Raw genomic sequence first — 21,255 nt, 5'->3', positions numbered from 1 at the left:
AGCCCTGTGTCAGGCGGTCCAAAAGAATGGCGAGAATGACCACCGAGCCGCCGGCCATAAAGCCTCTGGAAATTCCCACCCGGTTGACGGCGATGAGCACCTCGTTGCCAAGCCCCCGCGCTCCGATCATGGAGCAGGTCACCACCATGGACATGGCCATCATCATGGTCTGGTTGATCCCCGCCATAATGGTTGGAAGGGCCTGCGGCATCTGGACCTTCAAAAGCATTTGCAGCTTTGTGGAGCCAAAGGAGCGCGCAGCCTCCACCACCTCGGCATTCACCTGCCGGATGCCAAGGCTGGTGAGGCGAATCACCGGCACCATGGCATAAATTACGGTGGCAATCACGGCGGAGGCAGAGCCCATGCCAAAGAAAATCACCGCCGGAATCAGATACACGAACACCGGCATGGTCTGCATCATGTCCAGCAGCGGCCGCGCCGTCCGGTTGGCCCGGTCGGAGCCGGAGAGAAGCACGCCGACAGGCAGCCCCAGTACCAACGCGATGATCACACCTGCCAGCACAATGGAAAGCGTCAGGTTCATCAGGTCCCACAATCCCAGCATTCCGATGACGCACAGCAAGACAGCGTATGTGATGCCGGAACGCAGGCTCTTATGCCCCTTCCAGCCAAGGAAAAACACCAGCGCAATTAAAACAAACCACGGAATATAACCTAAAATCCAGTTGATAGCCCCCACAAAGCCGGTCAACCCAGACTTGATTCCGTCAAAAAACGCGGAGTGTGAAGCGGCAAAGCCGCGTACAGCATTGTCTATGGCGTTTGTATCGATGCTGATTTTAAAGGGAAAATTAAATAACCAATCCATGCACCCTCCTTATCCAATGGCCGCATACAGCGTATCGGCCTGCTCCGCAGTGAGCCAGGTTTCAACCATGTCGCGGTGCTCATTTAAAAACCACTTTGCCGCCGTCTTATAATCCGCGCCGGTTTCCTCGATATAGGCAAGGGCCTCGCTGGTCAGCGCGGAGGTGGTGTGATACTTGGACAAAAACGCCACATACTCCGGGTCGCTGTCATAAAAATCGTTGCTGGTGCAAATGGTGACCCGCACAGGCGGGCACTGTGTCTTTCCCTCAAGGAACAGCTCCGGGTCATAGGGTTCATCCTCCAGCAGGACAAAGTCGTATTTACCCAGCAGCCAGGTCGGCTCCCAATAATAGGCCACCACCGGCTCTCCCCTGTCATACGCGGCGACCAGCACGGCGCTGGTGGCGGCGTCGGTGCCCGGCTCGATATAGTTATAGGTTTTGTCCAAGCCGTAGTACAAGTACTTCTGGTGGATAATCTGTGTAATTTCCCAGCCCGCGATTCCGCCGTAGATAATCCCCTTGGAAGAATCCTCGGGGTCCTTAAAGAGGGAAGCATAGTCCTTGAGGTCCGCCACGGTCTTCAGGTTCGGCGCCATGGGCTCAATGCCCCGTTCCGGGTCCCCCTCGATGACATAGCGCGGCACATACAGCCCCTGAGCATTGTCGTCGAAGTTTACGCCCACCTCTTTGAGCGCACCCGCCTCAATATCGGCATTATAGTCCGGAAGGTTATCAGACCACACCTCCATGTGTACGTCGATCTCCCCCTTCTTCACCGCCTCATGGGTGATGGGTGTGCTGCCGGAAACCTCCGTCCACTGATAGCCAAACACCGTCTCGGCCACCGTTCCCGCCACGGCATTGTGGAACAGGATGGAATCCCAGCCAACATCGGCAAAGCGCAGCGTTTTCGTCTTCTTCTGCTCCCCTGCTCCGCAGCCAACAAGGCTGCCAGCCAATACAATCATTGCCAAAAGCAATCCTGTAATCCGGATCGTTTTCTTCATAAACTATCTGACTCCTTTCTTGTACGTCACAATACTGACATTGCATATTATATCAACAAGTTGTCACTTTGTCAAACTGACATCTTAATTTTTGTATAAGTTGCCGGAAAAATAATGGTATTTTCTGGGGAATTTTTTCTTAAAATTGTAATGCTGCCAGACAATTTAAGATGCGAGGCGGAATTTATTATTTCACCGTCTCTCCGATTATACAGAAGGAGCAATTTATTTTGACGAAATCTAAACTTTGTGATAGACTGGCAATATTGCGGCACAATAAATATTATAACGGAATTACGGTGAAATCATTATGGCAAGAAGCAAGGGAATTACTCTGCCTGTTTATCGAAAAATTGCGGTTACCATCGCTCAGGATATTGTGGGCGGCAAATATGTGGAGGGACAGAAGCTGTCCGGGCGCACAGTGCTCTCCTCCCAGTACGGAGTTTCTCCAGAGACAATTCGCAAGGCGGTTCATCTTTTGGAGGATGTGGAGATTCTCGACATTAAGAAAAACAGCGGCGTGTGGATTCTCTCTTCGCAAAAGGCCGCGGAGTTCATTCAGGAAAGCCGGGAGCTGCAAAGCGCCGCCGACGTGAAGGGCGAGCTGCTATCCTGGATGGAGCGCCAGATTGCCGAAACCTCCGTCGCCATGGAAAAGCTGCTGTTTGTCCTTAATACGGCGGGCCGTGCAGCGAAAAACACGCCCTTTGTGCCTTACGAGATTGCTGTGCCTGCCAATTCTCAGGTTGCGGGCAAGAGCATCAGCGGCCTGAACTTCTGGCATAAAACTGGCGCCACCATCATTGCCATCGAGCGGGGCGAGCAGATTATCCTCTCCCCCGGTCCTTATTCTTCCCTGCTGAGCGGAGATATTCTCTATATTGTGGGAGACGAACGAACACTTCTCTCCGCCATTCATTTTGTAACCTCCGCAAACGACGGATAATTGCCTCTTTTTTTAAAAAAGCGGCGGCCTTTCTTGGCTGATTTTTTGATTAGGACAACACAAACGGAGTGGAGGCCAAATGGCCTCCACTCCGTTTGCGCGCCGCTTTTGGCGGCAATTATTTCAATTTCTCTCGGCGGTTTATTTTTCAGTTTCCTCCGAGTGGGGAATTCCCTTTTCCGCCCCGGCCTGCACCATTTCCATAAACGCGCCCGCCGCCGCCGTGGGGGCCACGTCCACCAATGTGCACATCTCCACGCTGCGGGCAGGGATGGTGAAGTCGGTTTTTAAAAGCCGAATCTCTCCCGCGCTCAGCGCATCCTGCACAAATTCCAGCGTCACACCCGCCACGCCCAGACCGATTTTTGCCAGCGTCACCAGAAGGCTTCGGGAGCTCAGCTCGATTTCCGGAGTCAGCGTCACGCCGCAGCGGAGAAAATCCTGCTCCAAAAAGCCACGGGAGCTGGCCTTGCGCTCCAGCAAAATCAGGGGAAACGCCGCAATTTCCTCCCGCGTGTAAACGTGGTCGAAATCGCAGCCGTAGCCGCCGCCCGCCACAAACACGCTGTGGGTGGAAAAGCAGGGCCACGCCTCCAGCCGCTCCCACTCCGCCGGGGTGGATGCAAACGCGATGTCCACGGAGCCGGAGCGCAGCAGACTCAAAACCTTGGCGCTCCGTCCGCTGATAATTTTCAGTCGGATACCGGGGTGAAGCCGGTGAAACGACTCCAGATAAGGGGTCAAAAACTGGCCCGTCACGGTGTCGCTGGCGCCGATCACCAACGTGCCCAGCATGAGCTGCTGGGCCTGAGAAAGCTTGTCCTCCCCCGTGGCCAAAAGCCCCAGCGCAGAACGAACATAGTCATACAGCAGTTGCCCCTCCCCTGTTAGGGAAACGCCCCGGGGGCTGCGGGAAAACAGCCGCGCCTGCAAGGCCGTTTCCAACTGCTTGACGGACTGGCTTACCGCCGACTGGGAAATATAGAGATTTTTTGCGGCCACCGAGATGTTCCCCGCCTCGGCCACCTCCTTGAATACCCGATACAGCTCCAGCTTCACCGACATGACGCCTCCTCCTTTGCGTTTGGGACTTTTTTGAGACTGCGCTTGATTTTATGCCTTCCGCCCCGGCGGCCCGTCCTTCCGGAAGCAAACCCGGGCTTTTTCGGTTTCCTGCCTGTTGAATTGTTATCATTATAAGGACTGCTGATGGTAATTGTAAATACAATATTTGTTAATTTTTTCGGAAAAGCGTTTTAAAGGCATAATTTCGGTCCAATGCCCGCAAAAAAAGGGGCCCGCCTGATGGCGGGTCTCTTGTCTTCTAATTCCTGTCGATGTGAGCCTGAATGCGCTGAATCATCATTTCCAGCGCCACCAGATTGCGTCCGCCGCCCAACACAATGATGTCGGCGTACTTCCGAAAAGGCTCCACATACCGCTCGTGCATGGGCTTCACGGTGGTGAGATACTGCTTGACGACGGACTGGAGACTTCTTCCCCGGTCCTCCACGTCCCGCAGAGCGCGGCGCAGGATGCGCTCGTCCGCGTCCGTCTCCACGAAAATTTTAATGTCGAACATCTCCCGCAGGATGGGATTCTGAAAAATCAAAAATCCCTCCACAATGATGACCTTGGCGGGAAAAATTGTCACCGTTTGCTCGGTGCGGTTAAAGTCCGTAAAGGAATACACGGGACACGCAATGGGTTCCCCCCGTTTCAGCGCCCGCAGGTGTTCAATCAGAAGGTCGGTGTCAAAGGCGCTGGGGTGGTCGTAATTCTGGCGTGTCCGCTCCTCTAAGGAGACGCCCTCCTGCAACTTGTAATAGCTGTCGTGGCCCACCACAGTCACATCGTCCCCAAAATGCTCCTTCAGCCGCCGGGTCAGGGTTGTCTTGCCGGAGCCGGTCCCCCCCGCCACGCCGATTAAAATAATATCCATCGGGCTTTCCCCCCTCTCCGCGGGGGCATGCGCCGCCCGCCATCGGTAATTCCCCGCGAGGAAAATAGGGAAGAACCTCAGAATATTATAGAGACGGTGACCCCCAAATGCAAGTGAAAACCACGGAAAAAAACGGAATTCCGCAAAATTCGTCTTCATGGCCTTGACTGTGCAGGAAAAACCCGATATTATGTCAAGTGATCATAAAAACACCCACCGCTCCGAAGGAGGATATTCATGGCCATGAAACGCTGCCCCGATTGCGGGGAAAAGTATTCCGATACATATAAGTGCTGTCCCTTCTGTGAGGAGGAGGCTGCGCTTTCAGAGGAGCGTCCCTTCCGCCGAAAGGGTACGCGGCGCTCCGCCTGCCGGAAGGAGCCAAGCATTTTGACCCCCGTTCTGGTTGTGGTAATTCTTGTGCTGGCGGTGACGCTGGGCTGGCTGTTCTTCGGCGACAGCATCAAGGAAAAGCTGGGCGGCGGCACAGAACCGGGCGTCTCCTCCTCCCAAGTCGATCCATCTCAAAGCGGCGGTTCCTCCGGAGATACTAGTCTGCCGGGGATCGGAGATTCCTCCGGAGATTCTTCTTCCTCTGCCGGTGAAGATCCGGGAAGCGTGATAGAGCCGGGAAGCGGAACGAAAACGGACCCCTCCGGGCTGACGGTGGAGCAGGTGGCGGCTCTGCCCGACACTCTGACCCTCTCCAAGACGGACTTTACCCTCCCTGTTGGGGACCCGGCAGTGAAGCTGACCGTTTCCGGCGGCAGCGGGAGTTATACCTGGTACAGCGAGGACGACGGAATTGCCTCCGTGGACGAAAACGGCACAGTGACGGCCATTTCTGCCGGAATCATCAATATTTACGCCACCGACGGCACCGGAAAGGGCCTTTGCATCGTGCGGGTGCGCGCAGGCTCCGGTTCTTCCGGCAGCTCCGGAAACACCGTCACACCCTCCGGCGGCGACGTGAAGCTGAACCGGGAGGACTTCACCTTGGGCATAGGTGAGAGCTTCCAGCTCAAGAACACCGGAATCACCACCGCCCAGACCTGGTCCAGCAGCAACCCCGGCGTGGCCACTGTCAACGGCAGCGGGATGGTCACCGGCGTGTCCGGCGGTATGGCGACTGTCACCATGTCCTACGACGGGAACAGCCTGACCTGCATCGTCCGGGTAAAATAACAACGGATTCATTTTATAAAAAGCGCTCTCCGAAGTCTCGAAGCCTCGGAGAGCGCTTTTTATCGCACCGGCAACGCCGGGACATCAGATTTCTGTCCCTCATGCGGAAATTCGGGCCTCGTTTTATCCAGCCTGCAAAGCGTTGCAATTTTATTGGGATAGGGGTATACTATTTTCCAGTAAACGCGCCAAAAACTGATAAGAAAAACGGAGGATTTGTCCATGCCCGAAAAGCTGATTGATCGAACCTGCCGGGAGTTTACCTCCCTCCTCGCGGCCAAAGTCCCTGTTCCCGGCGGCGGCGGCGCATCCGCTCTGGTGGGCGCGCTGGGCTCCGCTTTGGGCTCCATGGCGGGGAACATGACTCTGGGGAGGAAAAAATACGCCGCCGTGGAGGAGGACCTCCGCGTCCTGCTTGAAAAAGGAGCAGAAATTCAAACGCGCCTTCTGGAGCTGGTGGACGCAGACGCAGCGGCCTTTGAACCTCTGTCCCGCGCTTATTCCATCCCCAAAGACGACCCCACCCATGACGCAGTTTTGGAAGAGGCCACCAAGCGAGCCTGCGCCGCGCCCATGGAAACGCTGGAGCAGTGCGCCAAGGCCGTGGAGCTGCTGGAGGGTCTGCTGGAAAAGAGCAGCGTGATGCTGATTTCCGACGTGGGTTGCGGAGCGATCTGCTGTCGGGCAGCCATGGAATGCGCCGCGCTGAATGTGTTTATCAACACGAAGACCATGAACAACCGCGTAACGGCGACAGCGCTGGAGCACCGGACCGACGCGCTGCTGCAAGAATACGGCGCGCGGGCCACCGCCGTGGCGGACGCGGTGCGGGTCCAGCTTCGGGGAAAGTGAGAGGAGAGCGCGTATGGCAAGGATTTTAAGCGGAAAAGAAGTGGCGGAGGCATTGAGCCTTCGTCTTGTGGAGAGGGTGCAAACACTTGAAGAAAAGGGCGTGAAGCCCACGCTGGCCATTCTGCGGGTTGGCGAGCGCCCCGACGATCTGGCCTATGAGCGGGGTGCGGTGAAGCGCTGCGAAAAGCTTGGCGTGGCGGTCAAAAAGCTGACCCTTTCCGCCGACTGCACCCAGACGGAGCTGATGGAGGCCATCCAAAGTGTCAACGGGGCTGCGGACATCCACGGCCTTTTGATGCTGCGCCCCCTGCCCAAAACACTGAACGAGCAGGCAGCCTGTGAAGCCCTGTTTCCCGAAAAGGACGTGGACTGCATCACCGGCGGGTCCCTTGCCCGGGTATTCACCGGTAAGGGCGCGGGCTATCCCCCCTGCACCGCGCAGGCTTGTATGGAGCTTTTGGATTATTACGGCTGTGATTTGGACGGGAAGCGCGTGACGGTGGTTGGTCGCAGCCTTGTCATTGGAAAGCCTGTGGCCATGCTGCTGCTGGCCCGAAACGCCACCGTCACCACCTGCCACACCCACACGAAAGACTTGGCGGAGGAGTGCCGCCGGGCGGAGGTTTTGATTGTGGCCGCCGGAAAAGCCGAGGCGGTGGACGGTGCGTGCGTGGCCCCGGGGCAGACCGTGATCGACGTGGGAATCCATGTAGACGCCGATGGCACCATGCACGGCGATGCGGACTTTACAAGTGTTGAGCCGGTGGTCGCCGCCATCACGCCGGTTCCCGGCGGCGTGGGCACGGTGACCTCCACCGTGCTGGCCGGGCACGTTATCGACGCGGCGGCCAAGGCCGCAGGCGTGAAGTGGGACGACTGAGCAAGTCTCTGCCTCCCTCATCGGAAGAAGCGCAAGCAGCCATACAAAAAAGGTCCGCTCCATTGTGGGCGGCGCATAAGGCTGTTTTCAAAGGCGGCAGGCATGATGTTTTTTCATAGTTGCCTCCTTTCTTTTTTGAGGAGGTCGGGGCACTTCCCGATAAGCTTGTCATACAGTGACGTATTTTGCCATAGCCATATTGTGATTGCGACAGTCATTTATCGCTGTTATAATAGAAATATAGAAATAGGGTTGATGCTTTATATAATCTTGCTAAAAAGGCTTATATTCATTGATGCAACCGGAATTCTACCTAAAGTTGCGTGTATGTTGGTCGTGTCATGTAACCGCTTTTGTTAAAATGGAGCCAACATAAGAGGAGGAATACTCAATGAATATTAGCTTTTCGTTTTTGCTTGGAGGTTTCGTAATCTATCTCACTATTGCGGCAGTTGTCATTGTCCTTGTTATACTGGTAATTAAGGCGCTTCAGAAGTATATCCGTTCTGACAGCGTGCGGAAAGAAAAAGGAAGGGTAACAAGGTCGCTTGGTGAAGCACTGAAGGCAAACCGTACCCGCTGCAAAATGACACAGGAATTTGTTGCGGAAAGTATCGGCGTCAGTCGGCAAGCCGTATCAAAATGGGAAAGCGGTACTTCTGATCCAAGCACTTCAAATCTTCTGGCTCTTGCAAATTTGTACGGTATCTCAGCGGAAGATTTGCTAAAGGAAGTTGAATAACTTGGCATTCACATAATGATTATAACACAAAATGAGGGCATCACCGTGGATAAAACGGTGATGCCCTCAAACAGCCTTATCGAAGTGATACGATGGTCCGACCTTTTATTTATACCCGGTTTTTCATCCGCTCCTTGACCTCCCGGCCAAAGGGGGAATCCGCAAGACCGCCCAGCGCCGTCTCACGAAACTCTTCGGACATTTTGCGGCCCACCGCGCCCATGCAGTCGATCACCTGATCCACAGGAACCCGGCTCTCCACCCCCGCAAGGGCCATGTCCGCGCAGCTCACGGCGTTGACCGCGCCCACCACGTTCCGCTTTACGCAGGGGACCTCCACAAGGCCCGCCACGGGGTCGCACACAAGGCCCAAAAGGTTTTTCAGCGCCATGGCCACCGCATGGCCGATTTGCTGGCAGGAGCCGCCCCGCAAAGCCGTCAGCGTACCCGCCGCCATGGCGGAGGCCGTTCCGATTTCTGCCTGACAGCCGCCGGAGGCCCCGGAAATACAGGCCCGGCTGCCCACCACCGCGCCGATGCCTGCCGCCACATACAACCCGCGGACAGCGGCGTCCTCGTCGATGTCGCCTCGGTGGTAGAGGGGAATCAGCACCGCAGGCAACACGCCGCTGGCGCCCGCTGTGGGCGCCGCCACGATCCGGCGCATACAGGCGTTGGACTCGCCCGTACAAAGCGCGGAGGCAATCACCGCCGAGAGATAAGGCCCCGAAAGGGTGTTCATCTCCGCCGCGTAGTTGCGCATCTTCTTTCCGTCACCGCCCACCAGTCCGCTGGCGGAGAGGCGGTCGCCTCGGTAGGTGTCCACCGCCTCCAGCATGGCCCGCCACGCAATCCGCATTTTTTCCATGGACGCCTCTGCCGTCACGCTCCGCTCCTCCATGTCGGTGTCCAGCACCACCTCCCAAAACTCCCTGCCGCCCGCTTCGGCGGTGTCAAAAATCTCCTGCATGGAATCCAGTGCCATTACGCATCCTCCCTCTCATAATACGTCACGCCGGTCACATCCTCAAGCTCGCCGATCAGCGTCCGCACCTTGGGGGACACCTTTTCGTCCGTCTCAATCACCATCAGCACGCTGCCGCCCCGCTTTGCCCGCCAAAGGTTCATGTTGGCGATGTTCACGTTTCCGTGCTCCAGAATCCATGTCACCTCCGCCAGCTTCCCCGGCACGTCGATGGAACGGATAACCAGCGTGTTGAAAATGCCGGTGAAATTCACATGGATGCCATCCAGCGCGTCCACCCGGATGCGTCCGCCGCCGGTGGATGCGGCCTGAAGCTCCAGCGTCCCCCCGTTTCCGTCGGAGACGCGGAGCACCGCCGTGTTGGGATGGGCCTCCTTCAACTCAACCTTGTGGAAAGATACCTCCAGCCCCTCTTTTTCCGCCAGCTCAAGGCTGCGGGGAATCCGCAGATCGTCCGGCCGCATCCCCAGAAGCCCTGCCACCAGCGCCCGGTCCGTGCCGTGTCCCGGCCCCGTCTCCGCAAAAGAGCCGTGCAGTCCGATATTTGCCGTTTTCGGCTCGCCGCCCAGCAGCGACCGGGCCATGTTGCCAATCCGCACCGCCCCCGCCGTGTGAGAGCTGGACGGCCCCACCATAATGGGACCCAGGATATCAAAAATATCCAGCATAAGGCCCCCCCTTCCCTGTTTCAAAACTTTCTTTCAGCTTACTACAAATTTTATGAGGTTTCAAGTTGATTTTTTTGATACTTCTGTTAGAATAGTCGTAAAAAACGATGCAACCTGTTTTAATGTTGAAAGGAGCTGCGCCATGTCCTCTCTGCTGATTAAAAATCTGTCCGCCGTGGTGACCTGCGATGACGATGACCGGATTTTGAGAAACATCGATCTCTACTGTGAAAACGGCGTTTTGCGTGCCATGGGAACAGCGCTGCCCCAGTCTGCCGACGAGGTTTTGGACGGTTCTCATTTCTGGTGCTACCCGGGGCTTGTGAACACCCACCACCACCTGTACCAGACCTTTTCGAGAAACCTGCCCCAGGTGCAGAATCTGGAGCTGTTCGACTGGCTCACCGCCCTGTATGAAATCTGGAAGGGACTGGACGGCGAAGCGATCCGCCTCAGCACCCTGACGGGCTGCGGCGAGCTTTTGAAGCACGGCTGCACCACCGTGTTTGACCATCACTATGTCTTTCCCTCCGGAGCGGGCGATCTGATGGGCGTGCAGTTTGCGGCGGCGGCGGAGCTTGGCGTGCGGTTCCACACCTCCCGAGGCAGCATGGACCTGTCCAAAAAGGACGGGGGCCTTCCGCCGGACAGCGTGGTGCAGGCGGTGGACGAAATCATGCGCGACTCCGCCCGGTGCATCGAGGCATATCACGACGCATCCTTTGGCTCCATGCGTCAGGTGGCGCTGGCCCCCTGCTCGCCCTTCTCCGTCTCGCCGGAGCTGCTGCGCCAGAGCGCTGTGCTGGCCCGGCAGTATGGCGTGCGGCTGCACACCCATCTGGCGGAAACAAAGGACGAGGAGCGCTATACCTTAGAGCGTTTCCAAATGCGTCCCCTTGAATACATGGCCTCCCTCGGCTGGACGGGACCAGACGTGTGGTATGCCCACGGCATCCATTTTAACACGGAGGAACTGCAAGAGCTTGCCCGCACCGGCACGGGCGTGGCCCACTGCCCCATTTCCAACATGAAGCTCAGCTCCGGCATTGCCCGGATTCCCGAGATGATGAAGCTGGGTGTTCCGGTGGGCCTTGCGGTGGATGGCTCCGCCAGCAACGACGGCTCGTCTTTGATGGAGGAGCTGCGGGTGGCATTTTTGCTCCACCGGCTCAACTCCAGTGCCGCCGCCCCCTCGGGGTATGAGATTTTGAAGCTGGCCACCCGGGGCAGCGCCCGCCTGCTGGGAAGAGAGGATATCGGCTCTCTGGCGGTTGGCAACTGCGCGGACTTCTTTTTGGTGGACTCCCGCCGTCTGGAACTGGTGGGCGGCGAATACGACCCCGCCGCTGTCCTCGCCACCATGGGCCTGCGCGGCCCTGTGGACACGACGGTGGTGGGCGGAAAAATTGTGGTCCGGGATGGTCGGCTGGTCACTGTGGACGAGGATGCCGTGGCGGCCGAGGCCCGGCGGGTCTGCGGGGAATATCTGGCCCGGGCGTAATGCGATGAAAAAGGCGCTCCCCCCGCTTTTGGAGGAGCGCCTGCCTTTAAAGTGTATCCCTGTACCTGTCCATAATTTTGGCAAACAGCTCACCGGTGCTGGGGGGTGTGTAGGTGATGGCGTTGGCCCCGGCCCGGATGGTCTTGAGGACCGTTTCGTCCGTAGGCCCGCCGGTTGCGATGATGGGCACCTCGGGAAACTGATTTCGGATGTGGGCCACGATCTCCGGGGTTCTGGCCGCGCCGGACACGTTGAGGAAATCGGCCCCCGCATCCATGCGGGCGCGGATGTCCGTTTGCTCGGACACCACGGTGATAATCACCGGAATGTCCACCTCTTCCTTGATCTGGCGAATGATGGCGTTGTCCGTAGGCGCGTTCAGCACCACACCGTAGGCTCCCTGATGCTCCGCCTGAATTGCCAGACGGACGGCCCGGGCTCCTGTTGTGATGCCGCCGCCCACTCCCACGAACACCGGCACATCCGACACGCTGATAATGGCCTGAGAAATCACCGGCTGGGGCGTAAAGGGATAGACGGCGATGATGGCGTCGGCGTTGATATTTTTAACAATGGCCACGTCTGTGGAAAAGGCCAGAGACTTGATGCGCCGGCCAAAAATGCGGATGCCGCCGCACTCGCTGACGCACTGAGGAAGCGCCAGCGTGTGACTGCGCAACGTCCCGGTATAGGTAGGCATGTGTTTGGGCATGGATGACCTCCTTTTGCGATACAATCAAAAAACTAATATTATGGTATGTATTTTATCACTTTACCGCCGTAAACGCAAGTAAAAGCGCTGTAAAGGGTCCGTCCTCATGCCGGAGCGTCAGGTATGGAGCAAGCGCCGCAGCCCGGGACCGTCAGATGCGGCACACACCGCCCACCGGAACTGACAGCCCTTGCGAGACAATCGCCGTCGGGTATACGGCCCGCGGTTCGACTGGAAAAAATATGCAGAAAACTGCAAAAGGAGGCACCTTTATGGACCGTTTTTCCATTCTTGTGGGAGATATTACCCAATCAAACGCAGAGGCCATTGTCAACGCCGCCAACGAGTCGCTTCTTGGCGGCAGCGGTGTGGACGGTGCTATTCACGCCGCTGCCGGCCCGGAGCTTTTGGAGGAGTGCCGCACGCTTGGCGGCTGCCCCACGGGGCAGGCGAAATTGACAAAGGGCTATCGGCTGAAGGCCCGGTATGTGCTCCACACGCCCGGCCCCGTGTGGCAAGGCGGGCAATCTGGTGAGGCGGAGCAGCTTGCCTCCTGCTACCGTTCCTGTCTGTATCTTGCCAAGGAGCATCGCATTCAATCTGTGGATTTCCCCTGTATTTCCACCGGGGTTTTCGGCTATCCGGCGGCGCAGGCCGCTGCGGTGGCCCTGCGGACGATCATGGATTTTCTTTACGAACATGAAACGCCCCGCAGCGTGCGGATTATCTGCCACACGGAAGAAACCGCAAAAATCTGGCGGCAGACCTACAATTTTTGGTACGCCGGAACCAAGGCGGAACGGCTGTGATTTCCACGCGTCGCGCCGCATCTGTGACGGTAGCTGAAAAGCACCCTCTTCCCGTGGGAAGAGGGTGCTCTCTATTGCTGAATGGTCGTCTCAGGAATGCGTGCCTCCGCATGAAACCGGCTCTGCAACGGTTGGTTACGCCGTGGCTTATGCGTCAAACACGCCCAGAATCACGATGCCCACAATGACTGTGGCAATCGCCGCGTAGTGCCGCACGGAGAGCTTTTCTTTCAGGAAAATGCGGCTCCACACCACGGAAGCCACGCAGTAAGCCGAGATGATGGGCGCAGCCATCATCACATGCTCCTCATCTCCGATGGCGTAGATATAGGCAAACTGGCCCGCCGTCTCGCACAGGGCGCCCACGTATTTGGGCGCTTCCTGCTTGGGAACCAGTGGCTGCTTTTTCACCAGCACCACGTAGATAAAGCACGCCACCGCGCAGACAAAAAACGTCAGCTCATAGGCAACATTGGCAGAGTCTTCGTTCAGCGTGCGCAGCACCAGAGAATCCGCAAAGGTCCCCAGCGCGTCCAGCAGGCAGTAGAGAATTGGCAGCACCAAGGCCAGCGCGGACTTTGCGTATTTGTAATTGGACGCCTCCTGCCGCAGGGCGCGCAGATCCGCGTCCTCGTGGGTCTCCACAACGCCAAGGCCCACCACGCCCGCGCACACCAGCGCCACGGCGGCAAGCTGCCAGCCGTTCATGTCGCCTGCGCCGCCGGTGACCAGAATCAGCACCGCCACAAGCGCCCCGGAGGAATTACAAATAGGCGAGGAAATCGACAGCTCAATGTACCGCAGGCCCACATAGCCAATGGTCATAGACAGAATATACAGCGCGGAAACAGGCAGGTACGTCAGCAGGATAGAAACGGAAATCTCCGCCCCGCCGATAAAAACCTCATAGGCGGCGTGAAGGCCCATCACAAGGCCCACGGCCATCACCATTTTAAGGTGCGCATATTTGTCCTGATCGCGGCAGCCGATTTTAGAAAAAAGGTCCGACCCGCTCCAGCAGAGCAGAGTAATCATAGAAAGCCAAAACCACATATAGATAAATCTCCTATATTAAAATTTTTTGAGGTTTATCGGTTTTGGACCGGAGGCGGCCTCCTCCTAAAAAAGTGATTGGGTGTAGACATTTTACAGCCTCACAATACCGGCCTCGACCAGCTTTTGCAGGCTCATGAGGATGCCAAGCTTTGCGTGATACCACGTCAAGCCGCCCTGAAAATATACGGCGTAAGGCTCCCGAATCGGCCCGTCGGCGGATAACTCGATGGAGCTCCCCTGCACAAACGCGCCCGCCGCCATAATCACATCGGAATCGTAGCCCGGCATGGCCCACGGCTCCGGAGTGACGTAGCTGTCCACGGGGGCAGCGGACTGGATGCCCTTGCAGAAGGCTACCATGGCCTCGCGGCTTCCCAATGTGACCGCCTGAATGATGTCGTGGCGGTCCTCGGCCCCGCCGGGGACACAGACAAAGCCCAGCTTTTCATAGATGTTGGCGGCAAAAATCGCGCCCTTCAACGCACCGGACACCACCGTGGGCGACAAGAACAGGCCCTGATACAGCGCGGGCATCAGGCCCAGATTTGCGCCCACTTCCTGCCCCAGTCCTGGGGCGGAGAGCCGGTAGGCGCACCGTTCCACGCATTCCTTCGTGCCGCAGATATATCCGCCCACGGGCGCAAGACCGCCACCGGGGTTTTTGATGAGACTGCCCACCACCATGTCCGCCCCCACGTCGGAGGGCTCTTCCAGCTCCACAAACTCGCCATAGCAGTTGTCCACCATGCATTTCACGTCCGATTTCACGGACTTGCAAAAGGCAATCAGCTCTCCGATCTGGGGGACGGAAAAGCTGGGACGGGTGGCGTAGCCCTTGGAACGCTGAATGGTAATCAGCTTTGTCCGGTCATTGATTGCGGCCCGGATAGCGTCGTAATCAAAGCTTCCGTCCTCTTTTAAATCAGCCTGCGCATAGGTCACGCCGTATTCCTTTAACGAGCACTTGCTCTCCCGGATACCGATGACCTCCTCCAGCGTGTCGTAGGGCGCGCCCACGGGGGAAAGCAACTCGTCCCCCGGCAAGAGGTTGGCGGACAATGCCACCGCCAGCGCGTGGGTTCCACAGGTAATCTGCGGGCGCACCAGCGCCGCCTCGGTGTGAAACACGTCAGCATATATCCGCTCCAGATTGTCCCGGCCCTCGTCGTTGTAGCCGTAGCCCGTGGTAGCGGCGAAATGGGCGGCGCTGACTCTGTTTTTCTGCATGGCCAGCAGCACCTTGCCCTGATTATACTCTGCCGCCGCGTCTATCTCCGCAAACCGCTCCCGCAGGGCGGTCAGCACGGCCTCTCCAATTTCATACACGGCCCGGCTCACGCCTAGGGCCTCATACATATTCTGATTGTTCAAGCTCTTCAATTCCTTTGCCGCTTTTGAATTCGCCGGGGATAACCGGCGGAGGTCGGCGGCTTCCTTACTTTAGCACACTCGCCAAAAAAACGCAAGAAAAAGGCTGTCTCCTCTTTCCCCCGACTCTTCGTCGGAGACTGTCTGTGAAATTATGAAAACTCTTTTGTGCAAATTGGAAAATTAGGGAAATTTTCCAAAAAGCTGATGACAAACAAAAGCTCGCCTGTTATAATAAAAATTACTATTTAATTGATTAATCAGGCATCTGTAAAGCAGATCAGGTAAGCATTCTAGAAACGGGGGCGCAGGATATTGGGACAACCTTCGACTGAGTATCAGAGCGCGGGACAAACGCCCGGAGACATTTGCGGCATCTGGATGAAGCTTCACCTGCTGATTATGTCCGCCGCTGTTTTTATCGCCGTGGTGCTGGAGTGTCTGGTTCTTTTTGCGGCCGACTTTTTCCGGCTTCCCATTGCATCTGCCGAGCGGTATCTGCTCCGGTTTATCGTACTGCCTTTGCTTGTCAACCTTGTGCTGCTGGGCGCCGCTCTGCTGGCCCGGCGCAGCAAAAAGCTGAACGAGGATGCCCGCATCGCTGTAATTTCCCTCTGCGGGGCAGGCATTGGCCTTGTGCTTTACACGGTGCACCGTTTCTTCCCCGCAATGGATATGGCTCTGATGCTACCGGTGATCCTGACCATTCTGTACGGGCGGATTCGTCTAACCGCGCTGGTGGGCGTGCTTTGCATCGCGGGAAAGGTCGTCTCCGACCTTTTCCTGAGTTGGTTTGCCGACGTCCCCCCCTTCCGCCTCAGCGGACCGGAGGTTTTGAATCAGTTGATTTCCCTCTCCGTACTGGCCACCTGCTGTCTGATTTCCAGTCTTCTGGTTCGGCTCTGCCGGCGACAGATTGACTTCAGCGTCAACGCGGTTTTGGAACAGCATCGGCTGCGGGAAAAAACGAGAACCGACAGCCTTACCGGCGTTGGAAACCGGAGAGCCCTGCAAATCGCTCTGTCCGAAATCACACGTAAGAGCCATTCTCAATGGTTTTTTGCCATGATGGACGTGGACCAATTCAAAAACGTGAACGACAAGCTGGGGCATATACGGGGCGATTCCTATTTGCAGTCCTTGGGGCGGATTCTTCAGCGCTATGAAGACGATACTTTTTGCTCCTTCCGCTTTGGCGGCGATGAGTTTTGCGCCATCCTTCAGACCCGTAACTTAGAAGAAGCGGCTTCTCTGTGTCATCGGATTCAGTCCGACTTTATTCAGGTTGTGGAGGCGGACGCGGGACCCATTCCCTCCGGCATCAGCATTGGCCTGACGGCGTGCGACCCCGGCGAAGACCCGCAAGCCCTTATGAACCGGGCCGACGCGGCGCTTTATCGCGCCAAGCGCGTGCAGCGGGGCGGCGTTTCTCTGTGGGGACCAGAGCTGGAACGGGCAGAATAAGCCTGCGGGACTTTCCCTGAAAAAAAGCCTTTAAAACCGGGCTTTTCGGTTTGGGCATATCAAAAGACAAACAAGCGCCGCCCGCATTGCGGGCGGCGCTTGTTTGATTGATGCTTTCTCCAGACTTAACGACCCGCAGCTTTCTTTTCCAGCGCCGGTTCCACTCTCCCTTCCGCCTCTGTCTCAGGTGCCAGCCCGATCTCCGGCTCCCGCATCAAATCCGCGTCGAGTTCCAACGTAGGTTGCAGATCCGGAGCCGATTTCTCCTCGTCGGCGCCACTCTCCAGCCGCTCCCGGCCCACCGCCAGCATCAGCTTGATCCGGTTTTCCTGGTTTACCCGGGTGGCACTGGGATCGTAGTCGATGGGGGTAATATTGGCCTGAGGGTACAGCTCCCGGATTTTGTTCACCATGCCCTTGCCGCAGATATGGTTGGGCAAGCAGCCGAAAGGCTGCGCACAGACGATATTTTCGTATCCCGCGCGCACCAGCTCAATCATCTCGGCGGTGAGAAGCCAGCCCTCGCCCATTTTGTTGCCAAGACCGATGACGCCCTCGGCAAGCTTCCTAAGCTCCTTGAAGGGCAGCGGCGCGTGATATCCGTTTTTCTCCAGCGCCTTGCGCATCACCCGCTCCGTCCCGGCAAGATACCCCAGAACCACATCAGAAATGTGCTTTTCAAAAAAGCTTCCGCCATACAGCCGCGCCGTTTCTGAGGGGTTGTAGGCGCAGTACTGCACAAAGCCCATCAGCCCCGGCAGGTTCACTTCACAGTCCTGAGATTCCAGAAACTTCTCCAAATCGTTGTTGCCAAGAGGGGAGTATTTCACGTAGATCTCCCCCACCACGCCCACCTTCACCTTGGGTGTGCGGCGGACGGAGATGGTGGCAAAGTCGGCGGCAATTTTCGGCATCAGGGCGCGGACCTCTCGATTGGTATAGCCCTTCCCCGCCCGGATGCTCTCGCAGATGTGCGTCAGCCATTTTTCAAGCATCGCGTCCCCGTCGCCTCTGTTCAGCTCATAGGGAACGGTCTGGGCCCGAAGGGTCGCCAGCAAATCCCCATAGTAGATGGCCGCCATCAACTGGCGCATCAAAAGCAGTGTCATGGGGAAGCCGGAGTCTTTTTCAAGGCCTGAGAAGTTCAGACTTGCCACGGGTACCTGCCCGTAGCCCGCCCGCTCCAGCGCCTTGCGCAGCAGGTGAATATAGTTGGATGCACGGCAGCCCCCGCCGGTCTGTGTGATGATGAGGGCCGTGTGGTCCAAATCGTATTTTCCGGAATCCAGCGCGTCCAAAAACTGGCCGATGACCAGCAGCGCGGGATAGCAGGTATCGTTGTGGACGTATTTCAGCCCGTTCTCCGCCACCTGAGAACCACAATTGCCCAAAAGCTCACAGGTATAGCCCTGATTCTCCATGGCCGCGGCCAGAATCCGGAACTGAATGGGAGCCATGCTGGGAATCAGTATCTTATGTGTCTTTTTCATTTCCGGGGTAAATTTCGGATAATTCATCTCCATGGCTCAGTCCTCCTTCCGCGCGGCGTACAGCCGTCGGTCTTCCTGTTCCTCCAATGCGGCAAACAGGCTCCGCAGGCGGATACGTACCGCGCCCAAATTCGTAATTTCGTCAATTTTTAGCTGGGTATAAAGCTTTCCGCCCTCCTGCAAAATTTCCCGCGTCTCGTCAGATGTGATGGCGTCTACGCCGCAGCCGAAGGACACCAACTGCACCAGCTCCATATCGCTGCTTTGTGTGCAGTATTTCGCGGCGGCGTACAGCCGGGCGTGGTAGGTCCACTGGTTCAGCACGGAGGTTTCAAACCGGTCCACCAGCTCGGAAACAGCGTCCTCCGTCACCACCGCCGCGCCGAACTGGGTCAGCAGCGTGTCGATCCCATGGTTCACCTCCGGGTCCGCGTGGTAGGGCCGACCGGCCAGAACGATGATGCGCCGCCCTTCTTCCCGGGCCTGCTTGATGATGCGCTGGCCCTCTCCGCGGATTTGGGCCATGTGCTTTTCATACTCGGCATAGGCTTCGTCCGCCGCCTCCCGGATCTCGCTCCGGCTGATGCCGGAGAAATACTTCTTGAGAACCCCGTGCATCTTGCGAGCAAACTCCTTGGGGTGGTGAAGCCCCACATAGTCGTAAATAAATTTGACGCTTTTAATCTCCGGAGAGTTCCCGGCGATGACCTCCGGATAATAGGCCACCACAGGACAGTTATAGTGATTGTCGCCCTTGCCCTCGTCCAAATTGTAGGTCATGCAGGGGTAGAAAATCGCGTCCAGCCCCAGACGGCTCAGATATTGGATGTGGCCGTGGGCCAGCTTTGCCGGGAAGCAGGCGGTGTCGCTGGGGATGCTGGCCTGCCCCTTCAGATACAGGTCCCGGCTGCTGAGGGGACTATGGTACACGGTGAAGCCAAGACTTGTAAAAAACGCGTGCCAGAAGGGCAGCAGCTCATAGTTGTTCAGGCACAGCGGAAGGCCGATTTTCCCCCGTTTTCCGGGGACGGGCTTATAGCTTAAAAGCAGCCTGCGTTTGTATTCGTAAAGGTTCAGCAGCCCGCTGTCCGCCTTACCGGTGACGGGGCGGTCGCAGCGGTTTCCGCTGAGGAAGACGGCTCCGTCGGAAAAAGTGTTGACGGTGAGCTGGCAGTTGTTGCCGCACAGGCCGCACAGTCTGCTGCGGGTATCCTGCGTAAAGCCGCGCAGGCGCTCCGCCGTCAGAAGTGTGCTTTGCCTTCCCGGCTCCGCCTTTTCCATGCCGTGCAGCGCCGCGCCGTAAGCTCCCATCAGTCCCGCGATGTCGGGGCGGATGACCTCCGTCCCCATCTCCTTTTCAAAGGCCCGCAAAACCGCCTCGTTATAAAATGTGCCACCCTGCACCACAATGTTTTTGCCAAGCTCTTCGGGAGAGGCGGCGCGGATAACTTTGTAGATGGCGTTTTTCACCACGCTGATGGAAAGGCCCGCCGAAATGTTCTCAATGGAGGCCCCGTCCTTCTGGGCCTGCTTCACGCTGGAGTTCATAAACACCGTGCACCGGCTTCCCAGGTCCACAGGCCGCCGAGCAAACAGGCCCAGCTTTGCAAACTCCTTTACGTCTCTGCCCAACGCCTGCGCAAAGGTCTGAAGAAAGCTGCCGCAGCCGGAGGAGCAGGCTTCATTCAAAAAGATGTCGCCAATGGCTCCGTTCTCAATCTTGAAGCACTTCATGTCCTGCCCGCCGATGTCGATGATGAAATCCACATCCGGCAGGAAATGCCGCGCCGCAGTAAAATGGGCCACGGTTTCCACCACACCGAAATCCGCGTGAAACGCGGCCTTGGCCAAATCCTCGCCATAGCCTGTGGTGGTGACGGAGGCAACTTGCAGGGCCGGGTGCTCGTCATACAACCGCAGCAACACCTCCCGGATCAGGGCGGTGGGACTGCCCTCGTTGGGACGGTAGTCCGTGAACAGTAGCCTGGCCTGTTCGTCGATCACCGCCACCTTCACGGTGGTGGAGCCGGAATCAATCCCGATGTGCACCGGCTCGGCATACTCCACACCGAAAGGGACCTGCGGAACAGACGCTCTTGCGTGCCGCGCGCGGAATTTTTCGTATTCTTCCTCGTCGGCGAACAGGGGCGGCTGGGACCGGTAGGTTTCCGACGCGCCCCGCTCCCGCAGATGCCGGGCCACGTCGGCTAAATCAAACTCATGATCGGAGTACAGCGCCGCGCCAAGGGCCACGAACAAGAGGCTGTTTTCCGGGCACACGCCCGCAACGCCCAGGGTGCTGTCAAAGCTTTCCCGCAGGCATTTGGAGAAAGTCAGCGGCCCGCCCAGATACAAAATCGTTCCCTTGATGGGACGGCCCTGTGCCAGCCCCGCGATGGTCTGATTCACCACCGCCTGATAAATGCTGGCGGCAATGTCGTCCGCCTTTGCGCCCTGATTGATGAGGGGCTGCACGTCGCTCTTGGCGAACACGCCACAGCGGGACGCGATGGTATAGGTCTTCTCCGCGCGCAGAGCCGCGGTGTCCAGCTCCTCGGCGGTCATCTTCAAAAGCGTTGCCATCTGGTCGATAAAGGCACCGGTCCCTCCCGCGCAGGAACCGTTCATCCGGACTTCAAGCCCGTTTGTCATAAAGAGAATTTTGGCGTCTTCGCCGCCCAGCTCAATCACCACGTCGGTTCCGGGAGCAACCCGCCCCACCGCCACGCGGGTGGCGAACACCTCCTGCACAAAGGGAACCTCCACGCTCTGTGCCATGCCCATTCCGGCGGAGCCGGAAATAGAGAGC

Annotated in this window: 19 protein-coding genes; 8 read left to right on the top strand and 11 right to left on the bottom strand. The window is 57.5% G+C overall.

The window, feature by feature from the left end:
- Positions 1-832, bottom strand: an 832-nt coding sequence (locus RTK01_RS09775; protein ID WP_312280784.1) for an ABC transporter permease subunit, incomplete at its 3' end; no start/stop codon positions are given.
- A gap of 9 nt (positions 833-841) precedes the next feature.
- The gene (locus RTK01_RS09770) at positions 842-1,843 is read right to left on the bottom strand and encodes an ABC transporter substrate-binding protein (RefSeq protein WP_312280783.1); all 1,002 of its coding nucleotides are present in this window, start codon (positions 1,841-1,843) and stop codon (positions 842-844) included.
- A gap of 310 nt (positions 1,844-2,153) precedes the next feature.
- On the opposite strand from RTK01_RS09770, the gene RTK01_RS09765 reads away from it, so the two are divergent.
- A complete protein-coding gene (locus RTK01_RS09765) occupies positions 2,154-2,792 on the top strand; it encodes a TrkA C-terminal domain-containing protein (protein ID WP_312280782.1) in 639 nt (212 codons plus the stop codon).
- Between the two features lie 141 nt (positions 2,793-2,933).
- On the opposite strand, the gene RTK01_RS09760 is transcribed toward RTK01_RS09765, so the two are convergent.
- Positions 2,934-3,857 (bottom strand): LysR family transcriptional regulator, encoded by a 924-nt coding sequence (locus tag RTK01_RS09760; protein ID WP_312280781.1) that lies wholly within the window; start codon positions 3,855-3,857, stop codon positions 2,934-2,936.
- A gap of 259 nt (positions 3,858-4,116) precedes the next feature.
- Entirely contained in the window at positions 4,117-4,734 is a 618-nt protein-coding gene (udk, locus tag RTK01_RS09755; RefSeq protein WP_312280780.1) for a uridine kinase, read from the bottom strand.
- A 237-nt stretch (positions 4,735-4,971) separates the two neighbouring features.
- On the opposite strand from udk, the gene RTK01_RS09750 reads away from it, so the two are divergent.
- The 4 genes from RTK01_RS09750 to RTK01_RS09735 all read left to right on the top strand — a co-directional run bounded on the left by RTK01_RS09750 (position 4,972) and on the right by RTK01_RS09735 (position 8,393).
- Complete coding sequence (locus tag RTK01_RS09750) at positions 4,972-5,919, top strand: Ig-like domain-containing protein (RefSeq protein ID WP_312280779.1); 948 nt, start codon at positions 4,972-4,974, stop codon at positions 5,917-5,919.
- Positions 5,920-6,141: 222 nt separating this feature from the next.
- Positions 6,142-6,771 (top strand): cyclodeaminase/cyclohydrolase family protein, encoded by a 630-nt coding sequence (locus RTK01_RS09745; protein WP_312280778.1) that lies wholly within the window; start codon positions 6,142-6,144, stop codon positions 6,769-6,771.
- Between the two features lie 13 nt (positions 6,772-6,784).
- Positions 6,785-7,651: a tetrahydrofolate dehydrogenase/cyclohydrolase catalytic domain-containing protein gene (locus RTK01_RS09740; protein WP_312280777.1), complete on the top strand. Its 867-nt coding sequence runs from the start codon at positions 6,785-6,787 to the stop codon at positions 7,649-7,651.
- A 391-nt stretch (positions 7,652-8,042) separates the two neighbouring features.
- Positions 8,043-8,393 carry a helix-turn-helix transcriptional regulator gene (locus RTK01_RS09735; protein WP_312280776.1) on the top strand — a complete coding sequence of 117 codons (351 nt, stop codon included), beginning with the start codon at positions 8,043-8,045 and terminating at the stop codon, positions 8,391-8,393.
- Between the two features lie 109 nt (positions 8,394-8,502).
- On the opposite strand, the gene sdaAA is transcribed toward RTK01_RS09735, so the two are convergent.
- Both sdaAA and sdaAB read right to left on the bottom strand, forming a co-directional pair.
- Positions 8,503-9,378 (bottom strand): L-serine ammonia-lyase, iron-sulfur-dependent, subunit alpha, encoded by an 876-nt coding sequence (gene sdaAA, locus RTK01_RS09730; RefSeq protein WP_312280775.1) that lies wholly within the window; start codon positions 9,376-9,378, stop codon positions 8,503-8,505.
- Positions 9,378-10,046 carry an L-serine ammonia-lyase, iron-sulfur-dependent subunit beta gene (gene sdaAB / locus RTK01_RS09725; RefSeq protein WP_312280774.1) on the bottom strand — a complete coding sequence of 223 codons (669 nt, stop codon included), beginning with the start codon at positions 10,044-10,046 and terminating at the stop codon, positions 9,378-9,380. Before sdaAB ends, sdaAA begins: the two co-directional genes overlap by 1 nt.
- Before the next feature lie 142 nt (positions 10,047-10,188).
- Here sdaAB and RTK01_RS09720 point away from each other — a divergent pair, with 142 nt between their 5' ends.
- Positions 10,189-11,547, top strand: a complete 1,359-nt coding sequence (locus RTK01_RS09720; RefSeq protein WP_312280773.1) for an 8-oxoguanine deaminase — start codon at positions 10,189-10,191, stop codon at positions 11,545-11,547.
- Between the two features lie 46 nt (positions 11,548-11,593).
- Here RTK01_RS09720 and RTK01_RS09715 read toward each other — a convergent pair whose 3' ends face one another.
- Complete coding sequence (locus tag RTK01_RS09715) at positions 11,594-12,259, bottom strand: hydrolase (RefSeq protein WP_312280772.1); 666 nt, start codon at positions 12,257-12,259, stop codon at positions 11,594-11,596.
- A 272-nt stretch (positions 12,260-12,531) separates the two neighbouring features.
- Here RTK01_RS09715 and RTK01_RS09710 point away from each other — a divergent pair, with 272 nt between their 5' ends.
- Entirely contained in the window at positions 12,532-13,068 is a 537-nt protein-coding gene (locus RTK01_RS09710; protein ID WP_312280771.1) for an O-acetyl-ADP-ribose deacetylase, read from the top strand.
- A gap of 147 nt (positions 13,069-13,215) precedes the next feature.
- Here the strand turns inward: RTK01_RS09710 and RTK01_RS09705 are convergent, their stop codons facing one another.
- The gene (locus tag RTK01_RS09705; protein WP_312280770.1) at positions 13,216-14,121 is read right to left on the bottom strand and encodes an EamA family transporter; all 906 of its coding nucleotides are present in this window, start codon (positions 14,119-14,121) and stop codon (positions 13,216-13,218) included.
- A gap of 93 nt (positions 14,122-14,214) precedes the next feature.
- Complete coding sequence (locus RTK01_RS09700; RefSeq protein WP_312280785.1) at positions 14,215-15,480, bottom strand: methionine gamma-lyase family protein; 1,266 nt, start codon at positions 15,478-15,480, stop codon at positions 14,215-14,217.
- Positions 15,481-15,807: 327 nt separating this feature from the next.
- On the opposite strand from RTK01_RS09700, the gene RTK01_RS09695 reads away from it, so the two are divergent.
- Positions 15,808-16,956 carry a GGDEF domain-containing protein gene (locus RTK01_RS09695; protein ID WP_312280769.1) on the top strand — a complete coding sequence of 383 codons (1,149 nt, stop codon included), beginning with the start codon at positions 15,808-15,810 and terminating at the stop codon, positions 16,954-16,956.
- Positions 16,957-17,081: 125 nt separating this feature from the next.
- Here RTK01_RS09695 and RTK01_RS09690 read toward each other — a convergent pair whose 3' ends face one another.
- The gene (locus RTK01_RS09690) at positions 17,082-18,479 is read right to left on the bottom strand and encodes a 2-hydroxyacyl-CoA dehydratase (RefSeq protein WP_312280768.1); all 1,398 of its coding nucleotides are present in this window, start codon (positions 18,477-18,479) and stop codon (positions 17,082-17,084) included.
- A 3-nt stretch (positions 18,480-18,482) separates the two neighbouring features.
- On the bottom strand, positions 18,483-21,255 hold a 2,773-nt coding region (locus tag RTK01_RS09685; protein ID WP_312280767.1), incomplete at its 5' end, for an acyl-CoA dehydratase activase-related protein.

Origin of the sequence: Oscillibacter sp. (genome assembly GCF_031978065.1) — a bacterium.
Classification (GTDB): domain Bacteria; phylum Bacillota; class Clostridia; order Oscillospirales; family Oscillospiraceae; genus Oscillibacter.
The sequence above is the reverse complement of the archived record's forward strand: the minus strand, read 5'-3'. Positions and strand labels throughout refer to the sequence as shown.

What these genes read in the sequence shown, in the direction of transcription:
- RTK01_RS09765 (WP_312280782.1), top strand. Translation starts at nt 2,154, where the DNA reads ATGGCAAGAAGCAAGGGAATTACTCTGCCTGTTTATCGAAAAATTGCG.
- RTK01_RS09690 (WP_312280768.1), bottom strand. Translation starts at nt 18,479, where the DNA reads ATGGAGATGAATTATCCGAAATTTACCCCGGAAATGAAAAAGACACAT.
- RTK01_RS09745 (WP_312280778.1), top strand. Translation starts at nt 6,142, where the DNA reads ATGCCCGAAAAGCTGATTGATCGAACCTGCCGGGAGTTTACCTCCCTC.
- RTK01_RS09740 (WP_312280777.1), top strand. Translation starts at nt 6,785, where the DNA reads ATGGCAAGGATTTTAAGCGGAAAAGAAGTGGCGGAGGCATTGAGCCTT.
- RTK01_RS09760 (WP_312280781.1), bottom strand. Translation starts at nt 3,857, where the DNA reads ATGTCGGTGAAGCTGGAGCTGTATCGGGTATTCAAGGAGGTGGCCGAG.
- RTK01_RS09705 (WP_312280770.1), bottom strand. Translation starts at nt 14,121, where the DNA reads ATGTGGTTTTGGCTTTCTATGATTACTCTGCTCTGCTGGAGCGGGTCG.
- RTK01_RS09700 (WP_312280785.1), bottom strand. Translation starts at nt 15,480, where the DNA reads ATGTATGAGGCCCTAGGCGTGAGCCGGGCCGTGTATGAAATTGGAGAG.
- sdaAB (WP_312280774.1), bottom strand. Translation starts at nt 10,046, where the DNA reads ATGCTGGATATTTTTGATATCCTGGGTCCCATTATGGTGGGGCCGTCC.
- RTK01_RS09770 (WP_312280783.1), bottom strand. Translation starts at nt 1,843, where the DNA reads ATGAAGAAAACGATCCGGATTACAGGATTGCTTTTGGCAATGATTGTA.
- udk (WP_312280780.1), bottom strand. Translation starts at nt 4,734, where the DNA reads ATGGATATTATTTTAATCGGCGTGGCGGGGGGGACCGGCTCCGGCAAG.
- RTK01_RS09735 (WP_312280776.1), top strand. Translation starts at nt 8,043, where the DNA reads ATGAATATTAGCTTTTCGTTTTTGCTTGGAGGTTTCGTAATCTATCTC.
- RTK01_RS09720 (WP_312280773.1), top strand. Translation starts at nt 10,189, where the DNA reads ATGTCCTCTCTGCTGATTAAAAATCTGTCCGCCGTGGTGACCTGCGAT.
- RTK01_RS09750 (WP_312280779.1), top strand. Translation starts at nt 4,972, where the DNA reads ATGGCCATGAAACGCTGCCCCGATTGCGGGGAAAAGTATTCCGATACA.
- sdaAA (WP_312280775.1), bottom strand. Translation starts at nt 9,378, where the DNA reads ATGGCACTGGATTCCATGCAGGAGATTTTTGACACCGCCGAAGCGGGC.
- RTK01_RS09715 (WP_312280772.1), bottom strand. Translation starts at nt 12,259, where the DNA reads ATGCCCAAACACATGCCTACCTATACCGGGACGTTGCGCAGTCACACG.
- RTK01_RS09710 (WP_312280771.1), top strand. Translation starts at nt 12,532, where the DNA reads ATGGACCGTTTTTCCATTCTTGTGGGAGATATTACCCAATCAAACGCA.